Annotated in this window: 21 protein-coding genes and 1 pseudogene; 10 read left to right on the forward strand and 12 right to left on the reverse strand. The window is 67.9% G+C overall.

Translation table 11 applies throughout. The features are described from left to right. Positions 1-168: 168 nt before the first annotated feature. Positions 169-1,341 (forward strand): annotated as a pseudogene (locus JT689_RS07825) (transposase); the annotation flags it as partial. Here JT689_RS07825 and JT689_RS07830 read toward each other — a convergent pair. After that, on the reverse strand, positions 1,325-1,915 hold the full coding sequence (locus JT689_RS07830; RefSeq protein ID WP_010903169.1) for a chemotaxis protein CheC: 591 nt from the start codon (positions 1,913-1,915) through the stop codon (positions 1,325-1,327). The pseudogene JT689_RS07825 and the gene JT689_RS07830 overlap by 17 nt on opposite strands. A 122-nt stretch (positions 1,916-2,037) precedes the next feature. Between JT689_RS07830 and JT689_RS07835 the strand changes: the two genes are divergently transcribed. Beyond that, positions 2,038-2,496 carry an NYN domain-containing protein gene (locus tag JT689_RS07835; RefSeq protein WP_205250877.1) on the forward strand — a complete coding sequence of 153 codons (459 nt, stop codon included), beginning with the start codon at positions 2,038-2,040 and terminating at the stop codon, positions 2,494-2,496. 23 nt (positions 2,497-2,519) lie between these two features. On the opposite strand, the gene JT689_RS07840 is transcribed toward JT689_RS07835, so the two are convergent. Next, positions 2,520-3,227: a TIGR00266 family protein gene (locus JT689_RS07840; protein ID WP_205250878.1), complete on the reverse strand. Its 708-nt coding sequence runs from the start codon at positions 3,225-3,227 to the stop codon at positions 2,520-2,522. Between the two features lie 127 nt (positions 3,228-3,354). On the opposite strand from JT689_RS07840, the gene JT689_RS07845 reads away from it, so the two are divergent. From JT689_RS07845 to hmgB, 4 genes are all read left to right on the forward strand, one after another. Beyond that, a complete protein-coding gene (locus JT689_RS07845) occupies positions 3,355-4,200 on the forward strand; it encodes a TatD family hydrolase (RefSeq protein WP_205250879.1) in 846 nt (281 codons plus the stop codon). A 73-nt stretch (positions 4,201-4,273) separates the two neighbouring features. Beyond that, positions 4,274-4,861, forward strand: a complete 588-nt coding sequence (locus JT689_RS07850; protein WP_205250880.1) for a DUF2150 family protein — start codon at positions 4,274-4,276, stop codon at positions 4,859-4,861. A gap of 49 nt (positions 4,862-4,910) precedes the next feature. Then, positions 4,911-6,908 carry an Ig-like domain-containing protein gene (locus tag JT689_RS07855; protein WP_205250881.1) on the forward strand — a complete coding sequence of 666 codons (1,998 nt, stop codon included), beginning with the start codon at positions 4,911-4,913 and terminating at the stop codon, positions 6,906-6,908. A gap of 69 nt (positions 6,909-6,977) precedes the next feature. Further along, entirely contained in the window at positions 6,978-8,315 is a 1,338-nt protein-coding gene (gene hmgB, locus JT689_RS07860) for a hydroxymethylglutaryl-CoA synthase (protein ID WP_205250882.1), read from the forward strand. 1 nt (position 8,316) lies between these two features. Here hmgB and JT689_RS07865 read toward each other — a convergent pair whose 3' ends face one another. Next, entirely contained in the window at positions 8,317-8,901 is a 585-nt protein-coding gene (locus tag JT689_RS07865; RefSeq protein WP_205250883.1) for an NAD(P)H-dependent oxidoreductase, read from the reverse strand. Positions 8,902-8,963: 62 nt separating this feature from the next. Then, entirely contained in the window at positions 8,964-9,677 is a 714-nt protein-coding gene (locus JT689_RS07870; protein ID WP_012289362.1) for a helix-turn-helix domain-containing protein, read from the reverse strand. A gap of 94 nt (positions 9,678-9,771) precedes the next feature. Here JT689_RS07870 and JT689_RS07875 point away from each other — a divergent pair, with 94 nt between their 5' ends. Then, positions 9,772-10,260: a GNAT family N-acetyltransferase gene (locus tag JT689_RS07875; RefSeq protein WP_205250884.1), complete on the forward strand. Its 489-nt coding sequence runs from the start codon at positions 9,772-9,774 to the stop codon at positions 10,258-10,260. Here the strand turns inward: JT689_RS07875 and JT689_RS07880 are convergent. Together JT689_RS07880 and JT689_RS07885 are read right to left on the reverse strand one after the other, a co-directional pair. Further along, positions 10,257-10,829 (reverse strand): transporter, encoded by a 573-nt coding sequence (locus tag JT689_RS07880; protein ID WP_205250885.1) that lies wholly within the window; start codon positions 10,827-10,829, stop codon positions 10,257-10,259. The two genes, JT689_RS07875 and JT689_RS07880, sit on opposite strands and share 4 nt — an antisense overlap. Positions 10,830-10,877: 48 nt before the next feature. Then, positions 10,878-11,333: a pyridoxamine 5'-phosphate oxidase family protein gene (locus JT689_RS07885; RefSeq protein ID WP_205250886.1), complete on the reverse strand. Its 456-nt coding sequence runs from the start codon at positions 11,331-11,333 to the stop codon at positions 10,878-10,880. Positions 11,334-11,425: 92 nt separating this feature from the next. On the opposite strand from JT689_RS07885, the gene JT689_RS07890 reads away from it, so the two are divergent. Continuing rightward, positions 11,426-12,838 (forward strand): replication factor C large subunit, encoded by a 1,413-nt coding sequence (locus tag JT689_RS07890; RefSeq protein WP_205250887.1) that lies wholly within the window; start codon positions 11,426-11,428, stop codon positions 12,836-12,838. On the opposite strand, the gene JT689_RS07895 is transcribed toward JT689_RS07890, so the two are convergent. Further along, a complete protein-coding gene (locus JT689_RS07895) occupies positions 12,835-13,668 on the reverse strand; it encodes a heme A synthase (protein WP_205250888.1) in 834 nt (277 codons plus the stop codon). The genes JT689_RS07890 and JT689_RS07895 overlap by 4 nt on opposite strands. 131 nt (positions 13,669-13,799) lie before the next feature. Between JT689_RS07895 and JT689_RS07900 the strand changes: the two genes are divergently transcribed. After that, complete coding sequence (locus tag JT689_RS07900) at positions 13,800-16,052, forward strand: NADP-dependent malic enzyme (RefSeq protein ID WP_205250889.1); 2,253 nt, start codon at positions 13,800-13,802, stop codon at positions 16,050-16,052. 7 nt (positions 16,053-16,059) lie between these two features. On the opposite strand, the gene JT689_RS07905 is transcribed toward JT689_RS07900, so the two are convergent. Then, positions 16,060-16,683, reverse strand: a complete 624-nt coding sequence (locus JT689_RS07905; RefSeq protein ID WP_010903184.1) for a hypothetical protein — start codon at positions 16,681-16,683, stop codon at positions 16,060-16,062. 118 nt (positions 16,684-16,801) lie between these two features. Between JT689_RS07905 and JT689_RS07910 the strand changes: the two genes are divergently transcribed. Continuing rightward, complete coding sequence (locus JT689_RS07910) at positions 16,802-17,710, forward strand: EamA family transporter (protein WP_205250890.1); 909 nt, start codon at positions 16,802-16,804, stop codon at positions 17,708-17,710. A gap of 12 nt (positions 17,711-17,722) precedes the next feature. Here JT689_RS07910 and JT689_RS07915 read toward each other — a convergent pair whose 3' ends face one another. From JT689_RS07915 to cbiQ, 4 genes are all read right to left on the reverse strand, one after another. Further along, on the reverse strand, positions 17,723-18,697 hold the full coding sequence (locus JT689_RS07915) for an aldo/keto reductase (RefSeq protein ID WP_205250891.1): 975 nt from the start codon (positions 18,695-18,697) through the stop codon (positions 17,723-17,725). Between the two features lie 55 nt (positions 18,698-18,752). Further along, positions 18,753-18,986 carry a hypothetical protein gene (locus JT689_RS07920; RefSeq protein ID WP_010903187.1) on the reverse strand — a complete coding sequence of 78 codons (234 nt, stop codon included), beginning with the start codon at positions 18,984-18,986 and terminating at the stop codon, positions 18,753-18,755. A gap of 198 nt (positions 18,987-19,184) precedes the next feature. Then, positions 19,185-19,913, reverse strand: a complete 729-nt coding sequence (locus JT689_RS07925) for an ABC transporter ATP-binding protein (protein WP_205250892.1) — start codon at positions 19,911-19,913, stop codon at positions 19,185-19,187. 54 nt (positions 19,914-19,967) lie between these two features. Continuing rightward, positions 19,968-20,696 (reverse strand): cobalt ECF transporter T component CbiQ, encoded by a 729-nt coding sequence (gene cbiQ, locus JT689_RS07930; RefSeq protein WP_205250893.1) that lies wholly within the window; start codon positions 20,694-20,696, stop codon positions 19,968-19,970. Positions 20,697-20,698: the final 2 nt, after the last annotated feature.

Here is a 20,698-nt window from a genome sequence, read left to right on the forward strand (position 1 = left end):
AAGAAGACAACAGGCCAACCGACCTATCCAAAGTCGCCAACATCACACGTTCAGTACAGAACCAGAAACACCTACAGATAGCAACCGAACTACCACTGAGAAACGGAGTCTACGGGAACAAATACGCCTGCATCTTCAGCTTCAAACAAAAAATGCGGGGCGATTACGTTCGACACGAAGCGTGCTGCCCACAAGACCTACTCCGACGAGGCAATCTTGGGTATGTTCGCGAGTATCTGCGCGACCAAGGGAAGTGCTCATTCGGAAGCCGAGTACGGCTGGCTCACCGACGACGACCTCGTCTGTGATGACTCGACATTCCTGCGAGCAATCAAGAAGATCGCGCCACGCCAGAGGGGTCAGATGGCCAGCTCACGTTCGCTGATTTCGACGACGACGATGCGATGCCCGAAATCGACCAGATTCGGGATGCGATTATGACATCGTTCAATGCTGCCACGGAGAACATCATCAACTCGATTCGTGGCGACGATCCATTCAACGCTCGGGAGACCGTTACGGCCATCGACATCACCACGAGCAGTTCCACGTCTGGCCGTGGGAAGACAAGGAAGCGGGAGTTACGAAGCCAGACCATCCAAGATGGTGAGTGGGTACAAGAAGGACGGCGAGTACAAACGCGGCTACAAGTACGCCACCATCACACTGGTGGGCGACCACGCACCAATCGTCCTCGGGATTGAGCCAGTCAAGGAGAACTCTACATGGGAGGGTGATGATGGAGCGTCATACTCGAAAGCTGACTTAGTGAGCCGATTGCTCGACCGAGCCGAGCAGTTCATCGACCTGGACATGGCGCTGTTCGACCGTAGATTCTACGCGAATCGCGTGTACGTAGATGTCGACGAGCGTGGGCTCACCTACCTATCGCCAGTCCCGCGATACGAAGACGAGTTAGCGGCGATTCAGAATGTTCAGGAGCATCCGACGGCGGATAAAGCCGTCAAACACGATGTTCCGCTGGGGATTAATGGCGAGATTCACCATGAGGCGGAGTTCCTGTATGCGCCGAGTGCACCCGATGATGCTGGTGGGAAGTACGCGGTGTTCGTGACCAACAAGGACCGTGTAGGGCTTGGAAAGGTTGCGAGCGTGGTGAACGGCTACAGCCGGCGCTGGGACATCGAGAACCAGTACAAGTCCATCAAAGATTTCCTGCCGAAGACGTCGTCGACGGACTACCGGCTTCGGCTGTGTAATTTTGCGCTGTCGACGCTGATCTATAATCTGTGGCGACTCACAGACTATCTGATTAAGGTCGCGCTCGATAAATCGGTTCGAGCGCCGCCCGCTGTGGCGGTGGCTACGAGAGGTCGTTGAGCAGCGACGCGAACTCGTCGGCGGACGGGATCAGGTAGAACGTCACTGGAGTCTCGGTGAGCGCCGGGAGCTCCACCCCGAGGTTGACCATGATCAAAAGCGGCTGCTCGGTGCCGGACGGGCGGAGGGTGTCGGCGATCACCGGCCCGGAGTCGTGGTATACAGTCGGGGGTCCGTGGATGATCTCGATCCCCAGGGAGTTCGCGATCCCGTCGAGGAACCCCGACGCCAGGATGTTCATCAGCTCTTTGAGCGCGCTCTCCTGCATGTTCGAGAGGGTCCCGGCGATCTCCGTGCCGGTCATCTGTTCGGCGAGTGCCGCACCGCCCGTGTCACCGAGGTTCAGGCAGAACACGCCGTGCGGGCGGGATTCGAGGGGGACCGAGGCGGCGTACGTTTGGGCTGTGCCGAGGTGTTGCCCGAGGTCTTCGGGTGCGAGAAAGGTCAGCCCAGTGACCGAGACGGCGGCCTCAACACCGGCCAGTTGTTCGATGTGTCCGCGAACGGTCGCCGCGCTTGCGTCCGCCAGCTCGTTGATGTCACGGAACGCACGCAGCTCGATCGTGGCACTCATACGCACGCAACTTGGCGATGCCGAAACTTATATTGCCGGTTGCCGCCAGCGGCGGTCCGACACCGAACGGGAGAGCGGGGTCGTTCCGGCACGCTCTTGGCCGGGGACCGCCCAGCGGGCGTATGGACCGACTGCGGGAGCTGCGTGCGGATCGTGAAACGCCCGGCGGGGTGGCGCTGTTCGTCGACGGCCCGAACGTGTTGCGCGACGAGTTCGACGTGGACTTAGACGACGTCCGGGAGATCGCCGGCGAAGTCGGCCCGCTGGCCGTGACGCGGCTCTACCTCGACGAGCACGCGACGCCGTCGCTCATCCAGGCCGGGGAAGCCCGAGGGTACGACGTGCGCGTGACCAGCGGCGACGTGGACGTGAAACTCGCGGTGGACGCGACGGAGCTGGTGCTCGACGACGGCGTGGACGTGCTGGCCGTTGCCTCCCGGGACACCGACTTCAAACCGGTCTTCGAGCAGGCCGAGCGCCGCGGGGTGCGCACGCTCGCCATCGCCCCGGGCGAGCACGGCCGGTCGGACGCCCTCCGAAACGCGGCGACGGACGCAGTCGTGCTCGGCGACGACGCGTAGGCGGGCGCACAGGCGTCGCCGGCTCAGATGTCGATGTCGATGCCGCCGTCGGAGTCGTGCTCGGCCATGGGGAGCGCGCCGGCGATGATGCTCGTGAACGCGTCGAGGCCGCGGGTCTGGTACCAGACGGAGCCGCCGCCGGTGAACTCCATCACGAGCCCTTCCCCGCTGAGCAGCGTCGACTTCAGGCCGCCGACGCGGCGGGCGTCGAAGTCCACGGACTCCTCCCAGGCGACGACGTGTTCGTTGTCTACGACGTAGGACTCGCCGGGGTCGAGATCAACCCGCTCGATGCCGCCGAACGCCTCAAGGAACACCGTGCCGGTGCCCGAGAGCGCCAGCGGTGTGATGCTCGCGCCCGCGAGCAGCGACTTCAGGCCGCCGAACTCGGAGGCCACGTCGAGGCTGGGGTCGGACGCGAGGAACGCACCGTCGACAGCGTACAGCGTTTCACCGTCGAGGTCGTGCTGCGCGATGTCGCCGGGTTTCGGCGGTGCGAGTGTGACCCGGCCGGCCTCGTGGTCGGCGGCGAACTCGTTGGCGAACGCCGACTCGCCGCCGAGCATGGACTTCGCGGAACTGAGGAGGCCGTCACGGGTGGTCGACGTGTCGATGCTGACGCCCGCGGAGTGGCTCACCATCGCCCCGGGTTCAGCGAGGATGGATTCGCCGGGGTCGAGGTCGACGACGAGGTGCGCGTACGACGGACGGTGGGTGATGTCGACGTGCATACTGGGAGTCCACCTCGACGTTCCAGGGCATCGGGGTTAAGCGTTGGCCGCGGCCTCACAGCGTGCAACGGCCCGGCGACGACCCGGGACGGACAGCCTTTCGGGGGGCAGGCGCGAACCGCCGTGCATGAGCGAGTTCGACCGGCCGGTGCTCGACGACCACCTCCATCTCGACGCCGAGAACCAGGGGCTCGACGCGGTCCGTGACTTCGCGCGGGCCGGCGGCACGCACCTGCTCGTCGTGAACAAACCCTCCTGGCACCTCGGCGTCGAGCCCGACACCGGCGCGGACTTCCGGCCGGTGTTCGAGGAGACAGCGCGCCTCGTCGAGGCGGCCCGCGAGATCCTGGACGGGGAGGCGTGGCCGGTGCTCGGCGTGCATCCCGGGCTGGTCTCCCGGCTGGTCGAGGAGCGAGGGTTCTCTCCGGGGGACGCCCGGGACCTCATGTGTGCGGGCATCGACGCGGCCGCCGCGGTCGCCAGCGAGGGGCGGGCGGTCGCGCTGAAGTCGGGGCGCCCACACTACGACGTCAGCAGCGCCGTCTGGGAGGCGTCGAACGCGGTGATCCGACACGCCTGCGAGCGCGCGGCGGACGTGGGCGTCTCGCTGCAGTTGCACACCGAGTCCACCGACGACCTGACCGCGGTCGGCGAGTGGGCTTCGGCGGCCGGGCTCGCATCCGAGGCGGTCGTGAAACACTACGCGAGTGGCCGGCTGTCGGGCTGCACGCCCAGCGTGATGTGCGACAAGGAGTACCTCCAGGACGCCGTTGGGTCGGGCGAGCGGTTCTTGATGGAGACGGATTTCATCGACGACGCCGACCGGCCGGGCGCGGTGATGGGGCCGAAGACGGTGCCGCGGCGCGTGCGGTGGCTCCTCGAATCCGGCCACGAGGACGCCGTTCGGCGCGCGCACGTCGAAACACCGGCGGCGGTCTACGGCATCGACACCGAGGCCACCCTAGATGGGTGACTGGGGCGTGTGAGCACACGCTGGCTGCGCGGTGAAGGAAAGGCCTTTGTCTCGCGCGGCCACCCGTTCGGGTATGAGTGCCCCCGAAGAGGAGTTCTACTCCGAAGAACGCTGGCAGAACTGGCTGGATCGGCTCCGCGAGGAGGAGCTGGATCCCGAAGACGAGGATTCCGCGCGGCTGTTGTTGAACCTCCAGGACGACGTGGCGATCGCCGCCGCGAAGATCCTGAACGCGTACGACAGCGAGGCCGTCGGCGAGTCCGAAGCGGTGGACGAGCTCGCGGACATCCGGGACGTCGTGCTCGCGGAGCCCGCGTTCGACGACGAGGACAAGCTGATGTTGGTCGATGGCGTCCAGACGAGTCTGGTCGCGGTGTTCTACAGCGCCGAGCAGTACGTCGCGGACGGTGTCGCCGACGACGCGCCGGTCATGGAGTACGTGCGGGCGGCCGTCGAGGCGGAAGCCGAGGAGGACCTCGACCGCGCGCTCGGACTGGTGGCCGCCGGCGGGACGCGCGTCATCGACGGTGACGAACTCGACATGGCGGTGCTGGAGGAGGTCGAGTACGGGCTGGTCACCGAGTGGGTGAACGGCCTCGACAGCCTGCAGAGCGCGCTCTCGGACCCCGAAGTCATCGAGGACGAGGAGAGCGGGGAGTGAGCGAGTAGCCGCCGCGTTTATATCCGTCGCTGTCCGATGTCGTCGAACAGTGCGATTCAGGGACGACACGCGTGGGGTGACGGTGCAAGTGGGGGCTGTGTTGCTGTTCGCCACCATCATTATCGCGCTTGCGGTCTATCAGGCGACGGTCGTCCCAGCGCAGAACGCGGACGTGGAGTACAAACACAGCCAGCAGGTCCAGGACGACCTCGTGCAGTTGCGGAACTCCGTGTTGGGGACCGCGTCCGCTGGCGACGCGCGCCCGGTGTCGGTCACGCTGGGGACGACGTATCCGTCCCGCGTGTTCAGCATCAACCCGCCGTCGCCGGCGGGGCGGCTGGCGACCGAGACGTACGCCGACGGCACCATCCGCGTGTCGAACGTCGCGGCGACGAACGCCGAAACCCGGGATTACCTGAACGGAACGTGGACCGCGACGACCAAGTACATCTCGTACACGCCGGGGTACAACGAGTTCCAGACGGCACCGACGACGCGGTACACGGCGACGCTGCTTGCTGATTACTACGCCGACGAGGGGTCGTCGGTGTTGCAGACCGATCAGGTGTTGGTTCGCGGGGACACGATCACGCTGGTGTCGGTGGCTGGGTCGTTGGACACCGCGCAGGCCGGGGCGGTGGCTGTCAGCCCGGCGGCCGTGAGCGCGCCCCACAAGCGCGTGCAGGTGGAGCCGAAAGACGCTGCCCAGCCGGTGACGGTATCGGTGCCAACGACGGTGTCAGCGGCGACGCTGCGGTCCCAGACCGGGCTCGGGGGGCGTGACGGCGTGTCGGTTGTGGACGCCGGGCCGAACCGGGTGAACATCACGCTCGAAACCGGCGGGCCGTACACGCTGCAGACCGCGCGCGTCGGGGTTGGCGAGACGCCGCCCAGTCCGGGGCCGCGGTATTTGACCCTGGTGGGCAACGACAGCGACCAGGTCACCGTGGCCGCGCGGGACGCGTTCAACAACCCGGTCGCGGGGGCGTCGGTGGTGAGTCGGTCCGAGCGGGTGACCAAGGCCGTGCAGACGACCGGCGAGGACGGGCGCGCGACGTTTGCGTTGCGGGACGACGGCCGACCGGTGACGGGAGGCGGCGAGCGGGTCAGCTTCGAGCTGGTGAACGCCTCGGGGACGACCGCCGAGCGGTTCGTGAACGTGACCGTCGACCAGGAGACGATCGTCTCCGGCGACGGCGGGGGGGATCTGGTTCGCGTCGGCGGGTCGACCGTCTTTGATATGAACGACGACGGGGTGACCGGTGGATTCAATTTCACGGTGCGAAACGAGTTCAGCGACGCGGTGACGATCACCGACGTGTCCGTGCTGCCCGAGGACGGGTCGATCGACTTGCTCTCCGACGATGTCCGATCAGAGGGCCGGCGGGCGAGTGAGCTGTACGTCGAGGCCGAGGACGGGAATCAGACGTTTGTCGATGTACCGACGAGAGGCGAGCAGTACGCGTACCTGGGACCGCGAGGTATGACGCTGTCGACGGAGCGAACGCGTACGGAGCGAACCAAACCAGGCCAGGGTCGGCGTTCGAGCACGGTCGTCGGGGGCCCAGTCGACGTGTCACCAGGGGAGGAGGCGACCGTCGAAATCGGGGAGTTCTACCGATTGAACAACAACAACGACGACCGCAACCGCAACGCCGTCGACATCACTGATGAAGACGTTCGCGTGCTGGTGAGCTACCGGCGCGGCTCGACGAGCGGAAGCAGGGAGTTCGCGGTGACGGCGGGCGGGAGCAGTGGGTCGTCGGGGCGGAACTTCCCCGAGGTGGCGATCACTGAAGTGACTGACAGTGGGTTCCGGAAGATTGACGTGTCGTATGCCGCGAACGCGAACGGGGACGGGGACTTGTCGACGGTGACCGTGACCGTGGACCCGTTTCTCGGACCGACCCGCAGTGAGCCCGTATCGGTGTCCGGAGAAACCGACACTGGGACGTTCACCGTCCGGACCTTTGGCTCACAGACAGTCACAGTGACAGTGACGGACACAGACGGGAACACGGCGAGTGATACGGTCCTCGTGCTCTGACACCAGGGTTCGACTATCGTCGAACAAGCCATCGACAAACCCATAAGGTATTCTCGAGTACGCCCGCTCATGACAAGCGTCGGCATCGACGCCATCGAGATCCACACGGGGAAGCTGAAACTCGACCTCGCGGAGACGTTCGCCCCCGAGATGGGCGACGATCCCGAGAAATACACGAAGGGCCTGGGGCTGCACGCGTCGTCGTTCCCGGACGCCTACGAGGACATCGTGACCATGGGCGCGAACGCCGCGCACCGACTGCTGGAGCGCAAGGGCCTCGGACCCGCCGACGTCGGCCGCATCGACGTGGCCACGGAGTCCGCGTTCGACAACTCCAAGCCGGTGTCGACGTACATCGCGGGCTGCCTCGAACAGGTGTACGACGGCGACTTCCATCACGCCAACAAGGGCGAGCGCAAGTTCGCGTGCATCGCTGGCACCCAGAGCCTCGACGACGCCGTGAACTGGATCCTCGCCGGGCGCAACCGCGGCCGGGGCGCGCTCGTCATCGCCACCGACACCGCGCTGTACGCCCGGGACTCCTCGGGCGAAGCCACGCAGGGCGCGGGCGCGGTCGCGATGTGGATCACCGAGGACCCCGACATCGTGGAGCTGTCGACCGAGCAGGGCTACGGCTCCGCCGACGAAACCGACTTCCTGAAGCCCAACCAGCAGTTCCCGAGCGTCGACGGCAAGCGCTCGATGCAGGTCTACCTCGCGCGGATGCGCGAAGCGCTCCAGGATTTCGAACGCGCGACGGGCGCGTCACACCCCGACGACTACGCGTTCATCCCGTTCCACACGCCGTTCCCGGGGATGGTGCGGAAGGCCGCCGTCCTGGGCTACCGCCACATGATCCGTGGCACCGACATCGAGGAGGAACTCGCCGCCGACATCGGCCGCCAGCCCCGCCGCGAGCGCTTCGACTCCGACGACGCCTTCGAGGACGCGATCAGCGAGTACGTCGACGGGCTCACTGACACCGACGCCTACCGCGAGTGGTACGACGCGGCCATCCAGCCGACGCTGTCGATCTCCAGCCAGGTCGGAAACTGGTACACCGGCTCCGTGCATCTCGCGCGGTTCAGCGCGCTCAAACACGCCGCCGAGAACGGCATCGACCTCGCGGGCAAGCGCCTCCTGGTGGCGTCGTATGGCTCCGGCGCACAAGCCGAGATCCACAGCGAGACCGTCCAGGACGGCTTCACCGAGGCCGTCGCGGCGTCGACGATCGACGAGCAGATCGAGCAGCGCTACGACATCAGCTTCGACGAATACGAGCAGGTCCACGACCGCCACAACCACGAGAAAAGCGTGGAGCTTGAGCCGTTCACGCAGCCCGACGCCGAGTTCGTCTTCGACGGCTGGGGGCCGATGAACGAGCGCAAGTACACGTACGTCGAGTGAGCTACTGCGACGGCGACGCCCCGGCGGCGGTCAGCTCGGGGAACGACTCGACGTTGGCGTAGGCGACCGCCTGCTCGCCGAGCGTGCGGGCGCGGGCCGCGATGTCGTCGTCGCTGATCTCGCCGTCGCCGATCGTCGTGGCGGCGTTCGGGACGCCGACCTGGTGGGGCAGCGTCCACGCGTCGAGGGCATCACACACCCCGCGGAGGTGGCTCAGCGCCTGCCGTGGGAACCCGCCGCCGGCGACGCACACCAGCCCCACGGTCGTCCCGCCGAGTTCGTCGCGGCCGCAGTAGTCCAGGGCGTTCTTCAGCGGGGCGCTGTAGCTGCCGTGGTACATCGGGGTGCCGAGCACGAGCGCGTCGGCGTCGGCGACACGGGCGCGGAGCGCGGGCGCGTCGCCGGCGTCGCGGTCGTCGCCGTCACGCGGCGGCAGCGACAGCTCCCGGAGGTCGATCAGGTCGGTCGTGACTTCCGTGTCGGTCACGGCGGTGGCACCGTCGAGGACGGTTCGCAGCGCGGTTCGCGTGCCGGAGTCGTCGCTGAGGCTTCCACAGATCGCGACGACGTGTGTGTCGACAGTCATCGTATCCCGCACGTACGGCGGGGGACGTATAAGCGCTCGCGGAACTGGGTTTTTGTAGCTCCCTAGGCGTGTTGGCGAAGCGACGCGAGCATGTCCTCGACCGGCATCTCGGTGACGGCCAGCGAGAAGCCGTCGCGCTTGGCGAGCGCCGGCGCGTGCTCCCAGAGGTCGTCGGGGGACAGCCCGTGGAGCAGGACGGCGCTGGGCGTCGGGTCCACGACCCGCATCGCGACCAGCGGGCTCTCCCCGCGGGAGACGTTCGTGAACCCGAGCACGCGGCTGGTCGACTGGCCGTAGAGCCGGTAGAAGCCGTCGCCGGAGAGGCGCTGGATGGCTTTGATCGAGTCGATGACGGTGTGCCCGGAGACCGTGTCCCGGTCCCCGGGAACGACTTCGGTGGCGTCGACGGCGTCGTAGAGGGCATCCAGTTCGACGGCGGCCGGGTATTCGCGGAGGTCGAGCACCACGTCGCTGTCGAAGCCCGCCGAGAGCACGCGCGCGAACTGCCCGATGTGGGTGCCGCCGCGGCGCTCGTCGATGTCGAGCAGCGCGTTCACCAGGCGGCTGACGAGCGCGATCCCGGGGCTCTCTCGGCGGCCGCTCTCGTAGTCCGAGATGACCGACGAGGACACGTCGAGTTCGTCCGCGAGCGCGGTCTGGGAGACGTCGAAGTCGGTGCGCCACTTCCGGAGCGTGGCCCCGGGGTCGTCGCTGAGCGTGACCTCCCCGGAGATGCGCACGGCAAGCCCCTCCCGTGGGTCGTCGTCGGTATCCATGCCCTCGGTTTGGCTGACGCCCGGGAAAAAACCATCCAAGACGACCCCAGCGCGGACAGCAACCGCTAACCCGCGGCGGCTGGAAGGCGCGGGCATGGTGGACGTGAGACCGTACACGCCGGCGGACGAAGCCGACCTCTGGGAGTTCAAACGGGCGTTCGAGCGCGGCCTGGGTGCCGGCACCGGGGACGAATCGAAAGCCAAGCAGTACGCCGACAAGCTCACCGCGGACTACCGGGCGCGGTGGCTGGACTGGGTGGCCGACTGCGTCGCGGAGTCCCCGGCGTGCGTGCAGGTCGCCGAGTCCGAGGACGGGCTGGTCGGGTACGTGTTCGTTCTGCCCGAGTCGTTGGCGTTCATCTGGGACGCCGCGGTTCTCAACGAGATTTTCGTCCGCGACGCGCACCGGGGACGTGGGGTGGCCGACGAGTTGCTGGCGGCGGCCCGCGAGGTGGTTGCCGGCCAGTCGCTGCCCCTGGACCGGCTCGTGTTGGACGTGGACGGCGAAAACGAGCGCGCGGCGGCGTTCTACGAGCGCCACGGCTTCGAGCACTGGGGGGAGTTGGTCGCCCGGGACTGCTAGCGCGTGACGGCCGCGAGCGCGCCACCGGCCGCACCGAACACCGCGGGGTAGCCGATGCCGGCAACGAGCACGCCCAGCGCGTACTCGACGTGAACGGTGGCCGTGCCGGCGGTGAACCGGAACACGGCGACCCCGAGCACCGCGGCGACGGCGTAGCCGGCGGTGACCCGCACGCCGACGCGCAACCCACGGTCCGCACGCGGGGTGCCGTCGTGTCGGCCGGCGATGAAGCCCGCGACGACCAGCAGGCCCGCGGGAACGAGGAGCAACACCAGGGGCGCGTTTCCGTCGATGATGAGGTTCCGGGAGAGCCGGCTGCCGCCGACCGCGGGTGTGGAGAACGCGACGGCGTGGGCGTTGTAGAACAGCCACCCGACGGCCGTCCAGGTGGGAATGGGGTCGCCGCCGAGCAGGGCGAGAACGGCGTTGTACGACTGGAGGGCGGCCCCGACGGCGTCGGACTGCCAGAGGTACGTGACAGCGTACCCCACCACGTAGGCGGTGATGCCGCCGATGGCGGCTGGGAGCGTGGCGGGGCGTGTCGTCGGCGCGGTTTCAACTGACTGCATACCAGCCCGTGGTGTCCCTGCCGGCAAGTCACTTCTGGGGACGGCGGGCTACGTGGTGGGTGGGGCGTCGGCGCGTGCGGTGATGGCGTCGGGGTGCAGCCGGAAGAACAGGAACTCGGTTTCGACCAGCGGCCGATCGAAGGTGTCCAAAAGCGGGATGTCGACGCGCCGGAGCGCGGAAAGCGCCGTGGTCGAGATGGCGTCGGCGTCCGTCGGCTGGAGGCGGCCGTGGGCCACCACGCTGCACCAGCCGTGGTCGGCCTCGTCGTGGACGACGAACGACACCTCAAGCGGCGTCGTTTCCGGGTCCGGCTTGTCGGTGTCGTCGCCGTAGGACAGCCGGAAGAAAAACGACTCGGTGTCGGGGTCGTAGCCGTACGAAACCGGAAGCGAGTGCGGTGGGCCGGCGTTCTCGCGTCCGAACGAGAGCACGCCGGTGCCGCCGGGCGCGAGGAACGCGTCGCGGTCGTCGGGCTCCAGGTGGACGGCGGTCGTGTCAGTCATGCCATGCGTAGCTACCGAGCGGTGGGGCAAAACTGTAGTGGCCGGCCGGTGCTCCGCAACACCTAACCCGAACTCCCGCGTACGGAGTGTCAATGGTAGATTGGACGGAGAAGTACCGTCCGGCGTCGCTGTCGGAGGTGCGGGGAAACGACACGGCCCGGGACGCGCTGGCGGAGTGGGCGGAGACGTGGCCCGACCACCGCGAGGCGGTGGTGGTTCACGGCAGCCCCGGCATCGGGAAGACGTCGGCGGCCCACGCGCTCGCGAACGACGCCGGCTGGGACGTCGTGGAGTTGAACGCCAGCGACCAGCGCACGGCCGACGTGGTCGAGCGCGTCGCCGGGGAGGCCGCCAGATCGGGCACGCTCACCGGCGGCTCGGGCGGCCGGAAGCTCGTGTTGTTGGACGAGGCGGACAACCTCCACGGGAACATCGACCGCGGCGGCAGCGCGGCGATCACGCGGCTGGTCGACGACGCCCCACAGCCCATCGTCCTGGTGGCCAACGAATACTACGAGATGAGTTCGTCGCTGCGCAGCGCCTGCCGGGAGATCGAGTTCCGGGACGTCTCGAAGCGGTCGATCGTGCCCGTGTTGCGCGACGTCTGCCGCCGGGAGGACGTGACCTACGAGGAGGACGCGCTGGCGGCGATCGCCGAGCAGAACGCGGGCGACCTGCGGTCGGCGGTCAACGACCTGCAGGCGCTCGCCGAGCAGGACCGCACGCTCACCGCCGACGACGTGGTGATGGGCGAACGCGACCGCACCGAGGGGGTCTTCGATTACCTGGACGACGTCATCGCGACGCACAGCGCCCGGGAGGCGCTGCAGGCGGCCTACGATGTCGACGAGACGCCCGACGACCTCCTGAGCTGGGTGGCGGACAACGTGCCCAAGGATTACCGCGGCGGCGAGCTCGCGGACGCCTACGAGTTCCTCTCGAACGCCGACGTCTGGCTGGGGCGCGTGCGGGCGACCCAGAACTACGCGTACTGGCGCTACGCCACGGACAACGTGGCCGCCGGCGTGGCGGCGGCGCGCCGCCACGACCACGGCGGCTGGACGCGGTACGGGCCGCCGAGCTACTGGCGGAAGCTCGGGAGTTCGCGGGCGACCCGGGAGAAGCGTGATTACGTCGCGCGCCACATCGCGGAGACCGCCGGCTGCAGCATGGCGACCGCGCGCAACGACGTCCTCCCGTTTCTCAGGGTGCTCACCCACCACTGCAAGAACCGCGAGCTGACGGTGGCGATGACGGCCGCCTACGAACTGGACACCGAGCACGTGGCGTTCGTCACGGGCTCCGGGGAGACGACGAACAAGGTGGCGTCGATCGTGGCGGACGCCGAGGAGCGCCGGACGGACGCGGCGGTCGACCACTCGGAGGGGGCGTTCGCGGGCGCGGTCCGCGAGGACAGCACCGACGAGGACAGTGCCGCCGACGAAACTACTGACGACGAAGACACCGAAGCCGACAGCCAGCGCGGCCTCGACGAGTTCTTCTAGGCCGTGGCTGCCGTCGGCGGGGTGTGCGCGCGGATCCGCGCGGTCGCGACGAGGAGGGCAGCGATGACGACCGCGAGCGCGTAGTACGCCAGTTGGATCGTGGGGCCGAACGGGAAGAGCCCGACGCCCAGCAGCACCTGGGCGGTCGACAGGAGCGCGACGCCGCCGGTGGCGGCGGCGCTGCGGATGGCGTTGCGCCGGAGCGACCAGACGAACGCGGTGAACGCGGCCGTGAACAGCGCCAACTCGAAGGTGTGGTGGATGATCTGGATCCAGGAGCCGTACACGGTGAAGATGGTGCCCCGGGAGAACGCCACCTCGAACGGGAGCACTGCGAGCGCCGCGAGCACGGCCGTTCGGACGCGGCCGAGGCCGATCCCGGCGGCATCGCGCATGCGGAGCGCGGTGTAGGTGACGGTGCCCAGGATGGCCATGGCGGCGAGGTGGTGGACGGCTTGCGTGAGTGGCTGGTAGCCGCCGGGCACGAGCCCGCTGAACGTGACCGTCGTGCCGCCCAGGATCACTTGCAGGGGCAACAGGACGATCGCGAGGACGCCCGCGAGCTTGATGTCGCGGGCGTCGAAGTTCCGGTAGGCGGCCGCGCCGGTGCCCAGGATGAAGAACCCGACGACCATCGCAACCGAGCGGTGGAACTGTTCGATGAAGTCGTTGACTGGCAGGCCGAACGGGAGGAACTGGCCGCTACAGTCGGGCCATTGGAGGCCACACGTGGCTCCGGAGCCCGAGACAGCGGTGAACTCCCCGAGGAGAATGAGTGCGAACGTGAGTACGGCGGTCACGGCCGCAAGCTGGTAGGAGCGACGAGCCATGTGGTAGGGTTTTGGGCGGCCGTACGTATGCGTGTCGGGTTCGGTGCCCCCGCCCCCGAGTTCGACAGGTGACGAAGACGAATACGACGCGTTGGGACAGGTTTTTGCGGGACGCCAGCGCTGGGTCACGTATGGGACTCGATGATGACGCGCTGGACTACCACGCCAGCGATCCACCGGGCAAAGTAGAGATCTCGACCACCAAGCCGACGAACACCCAGCGTGACCTCTCGCTGGCGTACTCGCCGGGCGTGGCCGCGCCGTGTCGCGCCATCGCCGACGACCCCACGGAGGCGTTCACTCACACCACCAAGGGCAACATGGTCGGGGTCGTGTCCAACGGGTCGGCGGTCCTGGGGCTCGGCGACATCGGCGCGCAAGCCGCAAAACCCGTCATGGAGGGGAAAGGCGTGCTGTTCAAGCGGTTTGCGGACATCGACGTGTTCGACATCGAGTTGGACCAGGCGACCGCCGACGAACTGGTTGCCACCGTCTCGGCGATGGAACCCACGTTCGGCGGCATCAACCTCGAAGACATCAAAGCGCCGGAGTGCTTCGAGGTGGAGCGCCGACTCGGCGACGCCATGGACGTGCCCGTGTTCCACGACGACCAACACGGCACCGCCATCATCTCCGGGGCGGCGCTGTTGAACGCCGCCGAGATCGCGGGCAAGGACCTCAGCGACCTCGATGTCGTCTTCTCGGGGGCCGGCGCGTCGGCCATCGCCACGGCGAAGTTCTACGTCAGCCTGGGCGTCGAGCGCGAGCACATCACGATGTGTGACTCCTCGGGAGTCATCACCGAGGACCGCGACGTCAACGAGTTCAAGGCCGCGTTCGCGCAGCCCGCCGACAGCGGCGGCGACCTCGCGGACGCGATGGCGGGCGCGGACGTCTTCGTCGGGCTGTCCGTGGGCGGCATCGTGAACCAGGCGATGGTGCGCTCGATGGCCGACGACCCGATCGTGTTCGCGATGGCCAACCCCGACCCGGAGATCGACTACGAGTCCGCGAAAGCCGCCCGCGAGGACACCGTGATCATGGCCACCGGGCGCTCGGACTACCCCAACCAGGTGAACAACGTGTTGGGGTTCCCGTTCATCTTCCGGGGGGCACTCGACGTGCGCGCGACCGACATCAACGAGGAGATGAAAGTCGCCGCCGCGACCGCGCTGGCGGACCTCGCCAAGCAGGACGTGCCCGACGAAGTGGTGAAAGCCTACGGCGACCAGCCGCTGCAGTTCGGCTCGGAGTACATCATCCCGAAGCCACTGGACCCACGCGTGCTGTTCGAGGTCGCGCCCGCCGTCGCGGACGCGGCGATGGAGACCGGCGTCGCGCGCACCGAGTTGGACCTCGTGGACTACCGGGAGGAGCTGGAGGCCCGCCTCGGGAAGAGCCGGGAGATGATGCGCATCGTCATCAACAAGGCCAAAAGCGAACGACAGCGCATCGCGCTGGGCGAGGGCGGCGACGAGAAGATGATCCGCGCCGCCCACCAGATGCACGAGGCGGGGATCGCCGACCCCGTGCTGTTGGGCGACCGGGACACCATCCAGGGCACCGTCGACGCGCTCAGCCTGGATTTCGACCCGGACGTCGTCGACCCCGACGAGGGCGACCACAGCGCGTACGCCGACACGCTCTATGATCTCCGCAAGCGCAAGGGCATCACGCGCAACGAGGCCGAATCCCTGGTCGCCAGGGACCCCAACTATCTCGGGTCGACGATGGTCGAAGCGGGCGACGCCGACGCCTTCCTCACGGGGCTCACGCACCACTACCCGTCGGCGCTGAAGCCGCCCCTGCAGGTCGTGGGCACCGCCCCGGACACCGACTACGTCGCCGGGGTGTACATGCTGACGTTCCAGAACCGCGTGGTGTTCTGCGCGGACGCAACGGTCAACCAGGACCCCGACGCGGACGTGCTCGCGGAGGTCGCACAGCACACCGCGGACCTCGCGCGCCGGTTCAACGTCGACCCGCGGGTGGCCGTGTTGTCGTACTCGAACTTCGGCAGCGTGGACAACGAGGGCACCCGAAAACCCCGACGGGCGGCACAGCGGCTCCGCGAGGACGACGACATCGACTTCCCGGTGGACGGCGAGATGCAGGCCGACACCGCTGTCGTCGAGGACATCCTCCAGGGGTCGTACGAGTTCAGCGACCTGGACACCGCCGCGAACGTCCTGATTTTCCCGAACCTGGAGGCCGGGAACATCGGGTACAAGCTCCTGCAGCGGTTGGGCGGCGCGGACGCCATCGGTCCGATGCTCGTGGGGATGAACAAGCCGGTGCACGTGCTCCAGCGCGGCGACGAGGTCAAAGACATCGTGAACCTCGCGGCCGTCGCGGCGGCCGACGCACAGCAACGCGAGGACTGACCGGCAGTCAGTCGCCTGCCGGGCGGTCCGACCGCGACGGCGGCGGGATCTGTGGCTCCGTCGACGTGGTCGCGTCCGGCAGCAGGCAGCGGTCCGGTTCGTCGTTGACGTGGGCGTACTGGCTGGGCTCGTTCGCCAGCGCGTGCGCGGGGTTTCGACTGCTGTCGACTTGTGCCGCGCGTATCTCCGCGAACCCGGTGACGCGGGCGCGAATGCCCCGCCAGTGGTGGCGGGCGTCGCGTGGGGCCGAGAACGCACGCACCGGCTGGTAGTCGCGGCGTTGCGTCGCGAGCACGGCCGAGTTCACGTCGCCGGCGAGCGCGTCGTGGTCGACGAGTACGCCGACACTTGCGTCCGGCGGGGTGCGCGCGGCCAGCGTGTCGAGGCCGAGATGCAGCGCTCGGTATTCGGCGACGTTGTTGTCCGGCGCGGTGTCGGGCACGGAGCGCCGCAGGACGCGGCTGCCGTCGCGGGTTTCGATGATCACACCCAGGCCGGCGCCGTCGCTGGCGTACGAGCCGTCGGTGGCGACGTAGAAGTCCCGCCGGTGGGTGTGTGGCGGGTGCGCGATGTGTGGCGTCGGCGCGTCGTCGAAGAGCTCTCGCAGGTTCGGTTGGCCCACAATGGCCATGCACGGTCTACCCGCCGCTGTGGTGTAAATCTGCCGGCGATGTCGGTGCCCGCGGCTGCTGTCGGCAAAACCGTACGCCCTCCGAAAGTATCAATCCGGTCTGGCGCGGAATGCGGGCGTGACGAACCACCGGACTGCGGGCTTGTTTCTCGTGCTTGCGGGGCTGTGGGGGTCGGCGTTCGTCGCGATCAAGGCTGGGCTGGCGGCCGGCTTCCACCCCATCCTGTTCGCGGCCGTTCGGTACGACGTGGCCGGGGTTGTGATGGTTGCGTACGCCGCCCTCGTGGCCGACGACTGGCTGCCGCGGTCGCGGGCCGACTGGACGACCGTGGGGATCGCCGCGGTGTTGATGATCGCGGCCTACCACGCGTTCCTGTTCGTCGGCGAGCAGACCACCAGCAGCGCCGTGGCGGCGATCGTCGTCAGCCTCAGTCCGGTGCTCACGGCCGGGTTCGCGCGTGCGGTCCTGCCCGGCGAACGCCTGTCGATCGGCGGCGTGGTCGGGCTCGGTCTCGGGCTGGCCGGCGTCGTCGTGCTCTCGAACCCGGACCCGTCGAACCTCATCAGCTCCACGTCGCAGGGCGTGGGGCTCGTGTTCGCCGCGACGGCGTCGTTCGCGCTCGGGAGCGTGCTCACCCAGCGGATCGACGACGCGCTCGACAGCGAGGCGCTGGAGGCGTGGGCGATGGTGTTCGGCGCTGTCGTGATGCACGTCGCCAGCATCGCGGCCGGCGAGCCACAGACGATCCCGTGGACCGCGGAGGCGGTGTTCGCCGTCGCGTACCTCTCGGTGGGCGCGAGCGCGGTCGGGTTCCTGATCTACTTCCGGCTGCTGGACAGCCTCGGCCCCATCGAGATCAACCTCGTCGGATACGTTGCGCCGGTGTTCGCGGCGGTCGTCGGGCTCCTGTGGCGTGGGGAGGCGATCACCGCAACAACCACCGCCGGGTTTTGCATCGTCTTCGCCGGGTTCTGTGTGCTGAAGCGGCGCGCGATCGCGGCGGAACTCCGGGCGCTGAGCGAGTGACCGGCGGCGCTGTCAGCGCCGGGCCGCGTCGGTGATGCGGTCGCGCTGGGTGGCGGTCAACTCGATGTTGGTGGCGGCCATGTTCTCGCGCAACTGGGCCGGCGTGCGCGCGCCGGTGATCGGGGCGGCCACCTGATCGTGGTGGCGCAGCCACGCCAGCGACACCTGCGCGGGCGTCGCGTCGACCGCGTCGGCGACGGCTTCGACGGCGTCCAGGGTGTCGAAGTTCGACGGCGTGAGATACGAGTCGACGAACTGCTGGTCGGTTGCGCCACGGCTGCCGGCGGGTGGCTCGGCATCCCGTTCGTATTTTCCGGTGAGGAAGCCGCCGGCGAGCGGCGACCACGGGACGACACCGAGGCCGTACTCCCGACACATCTCCAGGTAGTTCCCGACGATCTCGCGGTTGACGGCGTTGAACCGTGGCTGTGCGACCGTGAACGGCTCGGAGCCGCGGCGGGCGGCGATCTCGTTCGCCTTCGCGATCTTCCAGGCGTTCGGGTGGAACGTCGAGGCACCCAGGTAGTGGACGGTGCCCTCGCGGACGAACCCGTTGAGCGTGCGCATGAGCGCGTCCGCGGGCGTGGCGTCGTCCCAGCGGTGGATGTAGAGGATGTCGATGTAGTCGGTACCGAGGCGGTCGAGGATGTTGTCGACGCTCGCCCGGAGATGTTTGCGGTTCAGACCACGGCCGTTCGGGGCGGTGCTGGTCGGCCAGTAGACTTTGGAGGCGATGACGTAGCGGTCCCGGTCGCGGTCGGCGAGCCAGTCGCCGATGTACCGTTCGGCGCGGCCGCCGCCGTACATGTCGGCGGTGTCGATGAACCGGCCGCCGGCGTTGGCGTACGCATCGAGCAGCTCGTGGGCGCGCTGTTCGCCCACCTCGATGTCGCCGGCGTCTGTTTCGCGGCCGAAGCGCCACGTCCCGAACGCCAGCTCGGTGACGCGGAGTCCGGTGCGGCCCAGCGGCACAGCATCCAATCCCATGTGTCGGGGAACGGAAACGGGGCGGTTAAGCGACGCGGCTTCGCGTGGCACCGCCTCAGTTGGTTCGGTGGCGGTGGCCGACCAGCAGCGTGGCCGCGTGCACGCCGATCAGCGCGGCGAGTGCGGTTTGCACGGGAACCGACTGGGGGCCCATGATGATGAGGGGGAGATAGAGGAACGGGAGCGCGACGGCCAGCCAGAATCCGGCGACCTCCAGGGGCTTCAGCAGTGTTGCGGAGGCGGGCGTGGGGACGGCCCCGGTGGGCGACGACTGAGAGGGGGTTGACATATGGAGTGGCACCTCGTGTACGCAACCGTATGTCCGCCCACCCCATATAGGGGGGCGACGGTTGGCCGCGTTTCACCATGGTTTATCGCGATAAATGTAAATCGAGCAACTCTTTATGAGAGTCTAAGCTATGTTTAGACAGTTTATTGGTTGTTCTCGTGCCGTTACGGTGGTTCGGTTGTAGTATGGGATTAGTGGTCACTCCACGGAGACATCACTCCAGTCATCGAAGACGTAGCTCCGGAGGTCGTACTCCGCGGCGAGCGACTGGGACAGCGTGTCACCACGGTAGTCGATGACGCCGTCTTCGAGCACGGTCACAGTGTCCGCGACGGTCAACCCGAACCCGACGTCGTGGGTGGCGATGACCGTCGTGATGCCGTCGGCGGCCAGCGAGGACACGAACTCCACGATCGTCCGGCAGCCGGCGCCGTCGAGGCCCGCGGTCGGCTCGTCGAGCAACACGTACTCGGGGTCCATCGCCAGCACGCCGGCCAGCGACACGCGCTTCTTTTCGCCGCCGCTGAGCGTGTTACACAGCCGCTCGGACTGCTCGCTGAGGTCGAACGTCGAGACGACGTCCTCGATGCGGTCGGTGTCCTCGATGCCGGCGTTCCGGGGGCCAAACGCGATGTCCTGTTGGACCGTCGGTGCGACCAGCTGGTCGTCGGGGTTCTGGAAGATGAGACCGACCCGGAGCCGGAGTTCAGTCAGCGAGTCATCGTCGTACGCGATCGGCGTGCCGCCCACCGAAACGGTGCCAGCGTCCGGCTCGAGCAGGCCGTTGAAGTGACGCAGTAGCGTCGACTTCCCCGCGCCGTTGCGCCCGAACAGGACGGTCACGTCGCCGGTTTCAGCAGTGAAATCCACACCGTCGAGCACAGTCGTGTCGCCATGCGAGAAGCGTAGGGTCGTTGTTTCAATCATGTGTAGAAGTCGGGGCCCGCGAACGGGGACTGGAGGCGTGCACGCCACCCGCGGTCACACGCCCCAACCGGTGACCGCCAACACCACAAGCACAGTTCCCACGTACCCGTAGCCCGTGTTTGGTGTTGTTGGTGTCGGCAGCGTCCCGTCGTAGCCGCGCGCCTGCATCGCGTCGTCGAGGGCGTCGGCCCGCGACAGCGAGCGCACGAACAACGAGAACGCGAGGGCTTTCGACGTGGCAAGCGTCGTCCGGCGAGTGCGAAAGCCGAGCCGCGAGGACGCGGCCAGTTCGAGGCGCGCGAGTTCGTCGAACAGTGTTTGGATCGCACGATACGTGAGCAGTGAGACGTCCACGACGAATCGGGGGCATCGAAGCGACTGGAGGGCCCCCACCACCTCCGGGACGGGCGTCGTCACGATCAGGTAGCTGAGGATCGTGACCGAGCTGAGCGACCGAAGGCCGGTCGTGAGCGTGCGCTGGATGCCCGGCCAGGACACCGCAAGCGGGCCGACACTGACGGCCGCCGGTCCGGGGGTGAACACTGCGATGAGCGCCAGCGTCGGGGCCAGAAAGTACACCGGCAGCCGGAGGACCCCGAGGTAGTCGCGGCCGCCGGCGTCCACGCCAAGCGTACCGAAGCACGCGAGCGCGCCGGCGTACGCCAGGCGGTGTGGGGCGGCGACGACCAACACGAGCGCGGCAACCGCGAAGTAGACGTTCAACCGGCCGGTCACCCGGGGCGTTGCGGCGACCTGGATCTGTTCGATGGTCGTGTGATGCATGC

Source organism: Halobacterium sp. GSL-19, from assembly GCF_016917855.1.
In the GTDB taxonomy this organism is placed as follows: Archaea; Halobacteriota; Halobacteria; order Halobacteriales; family Halobacteriaceae; genus Halobacterium; species Halobacterium salinarum.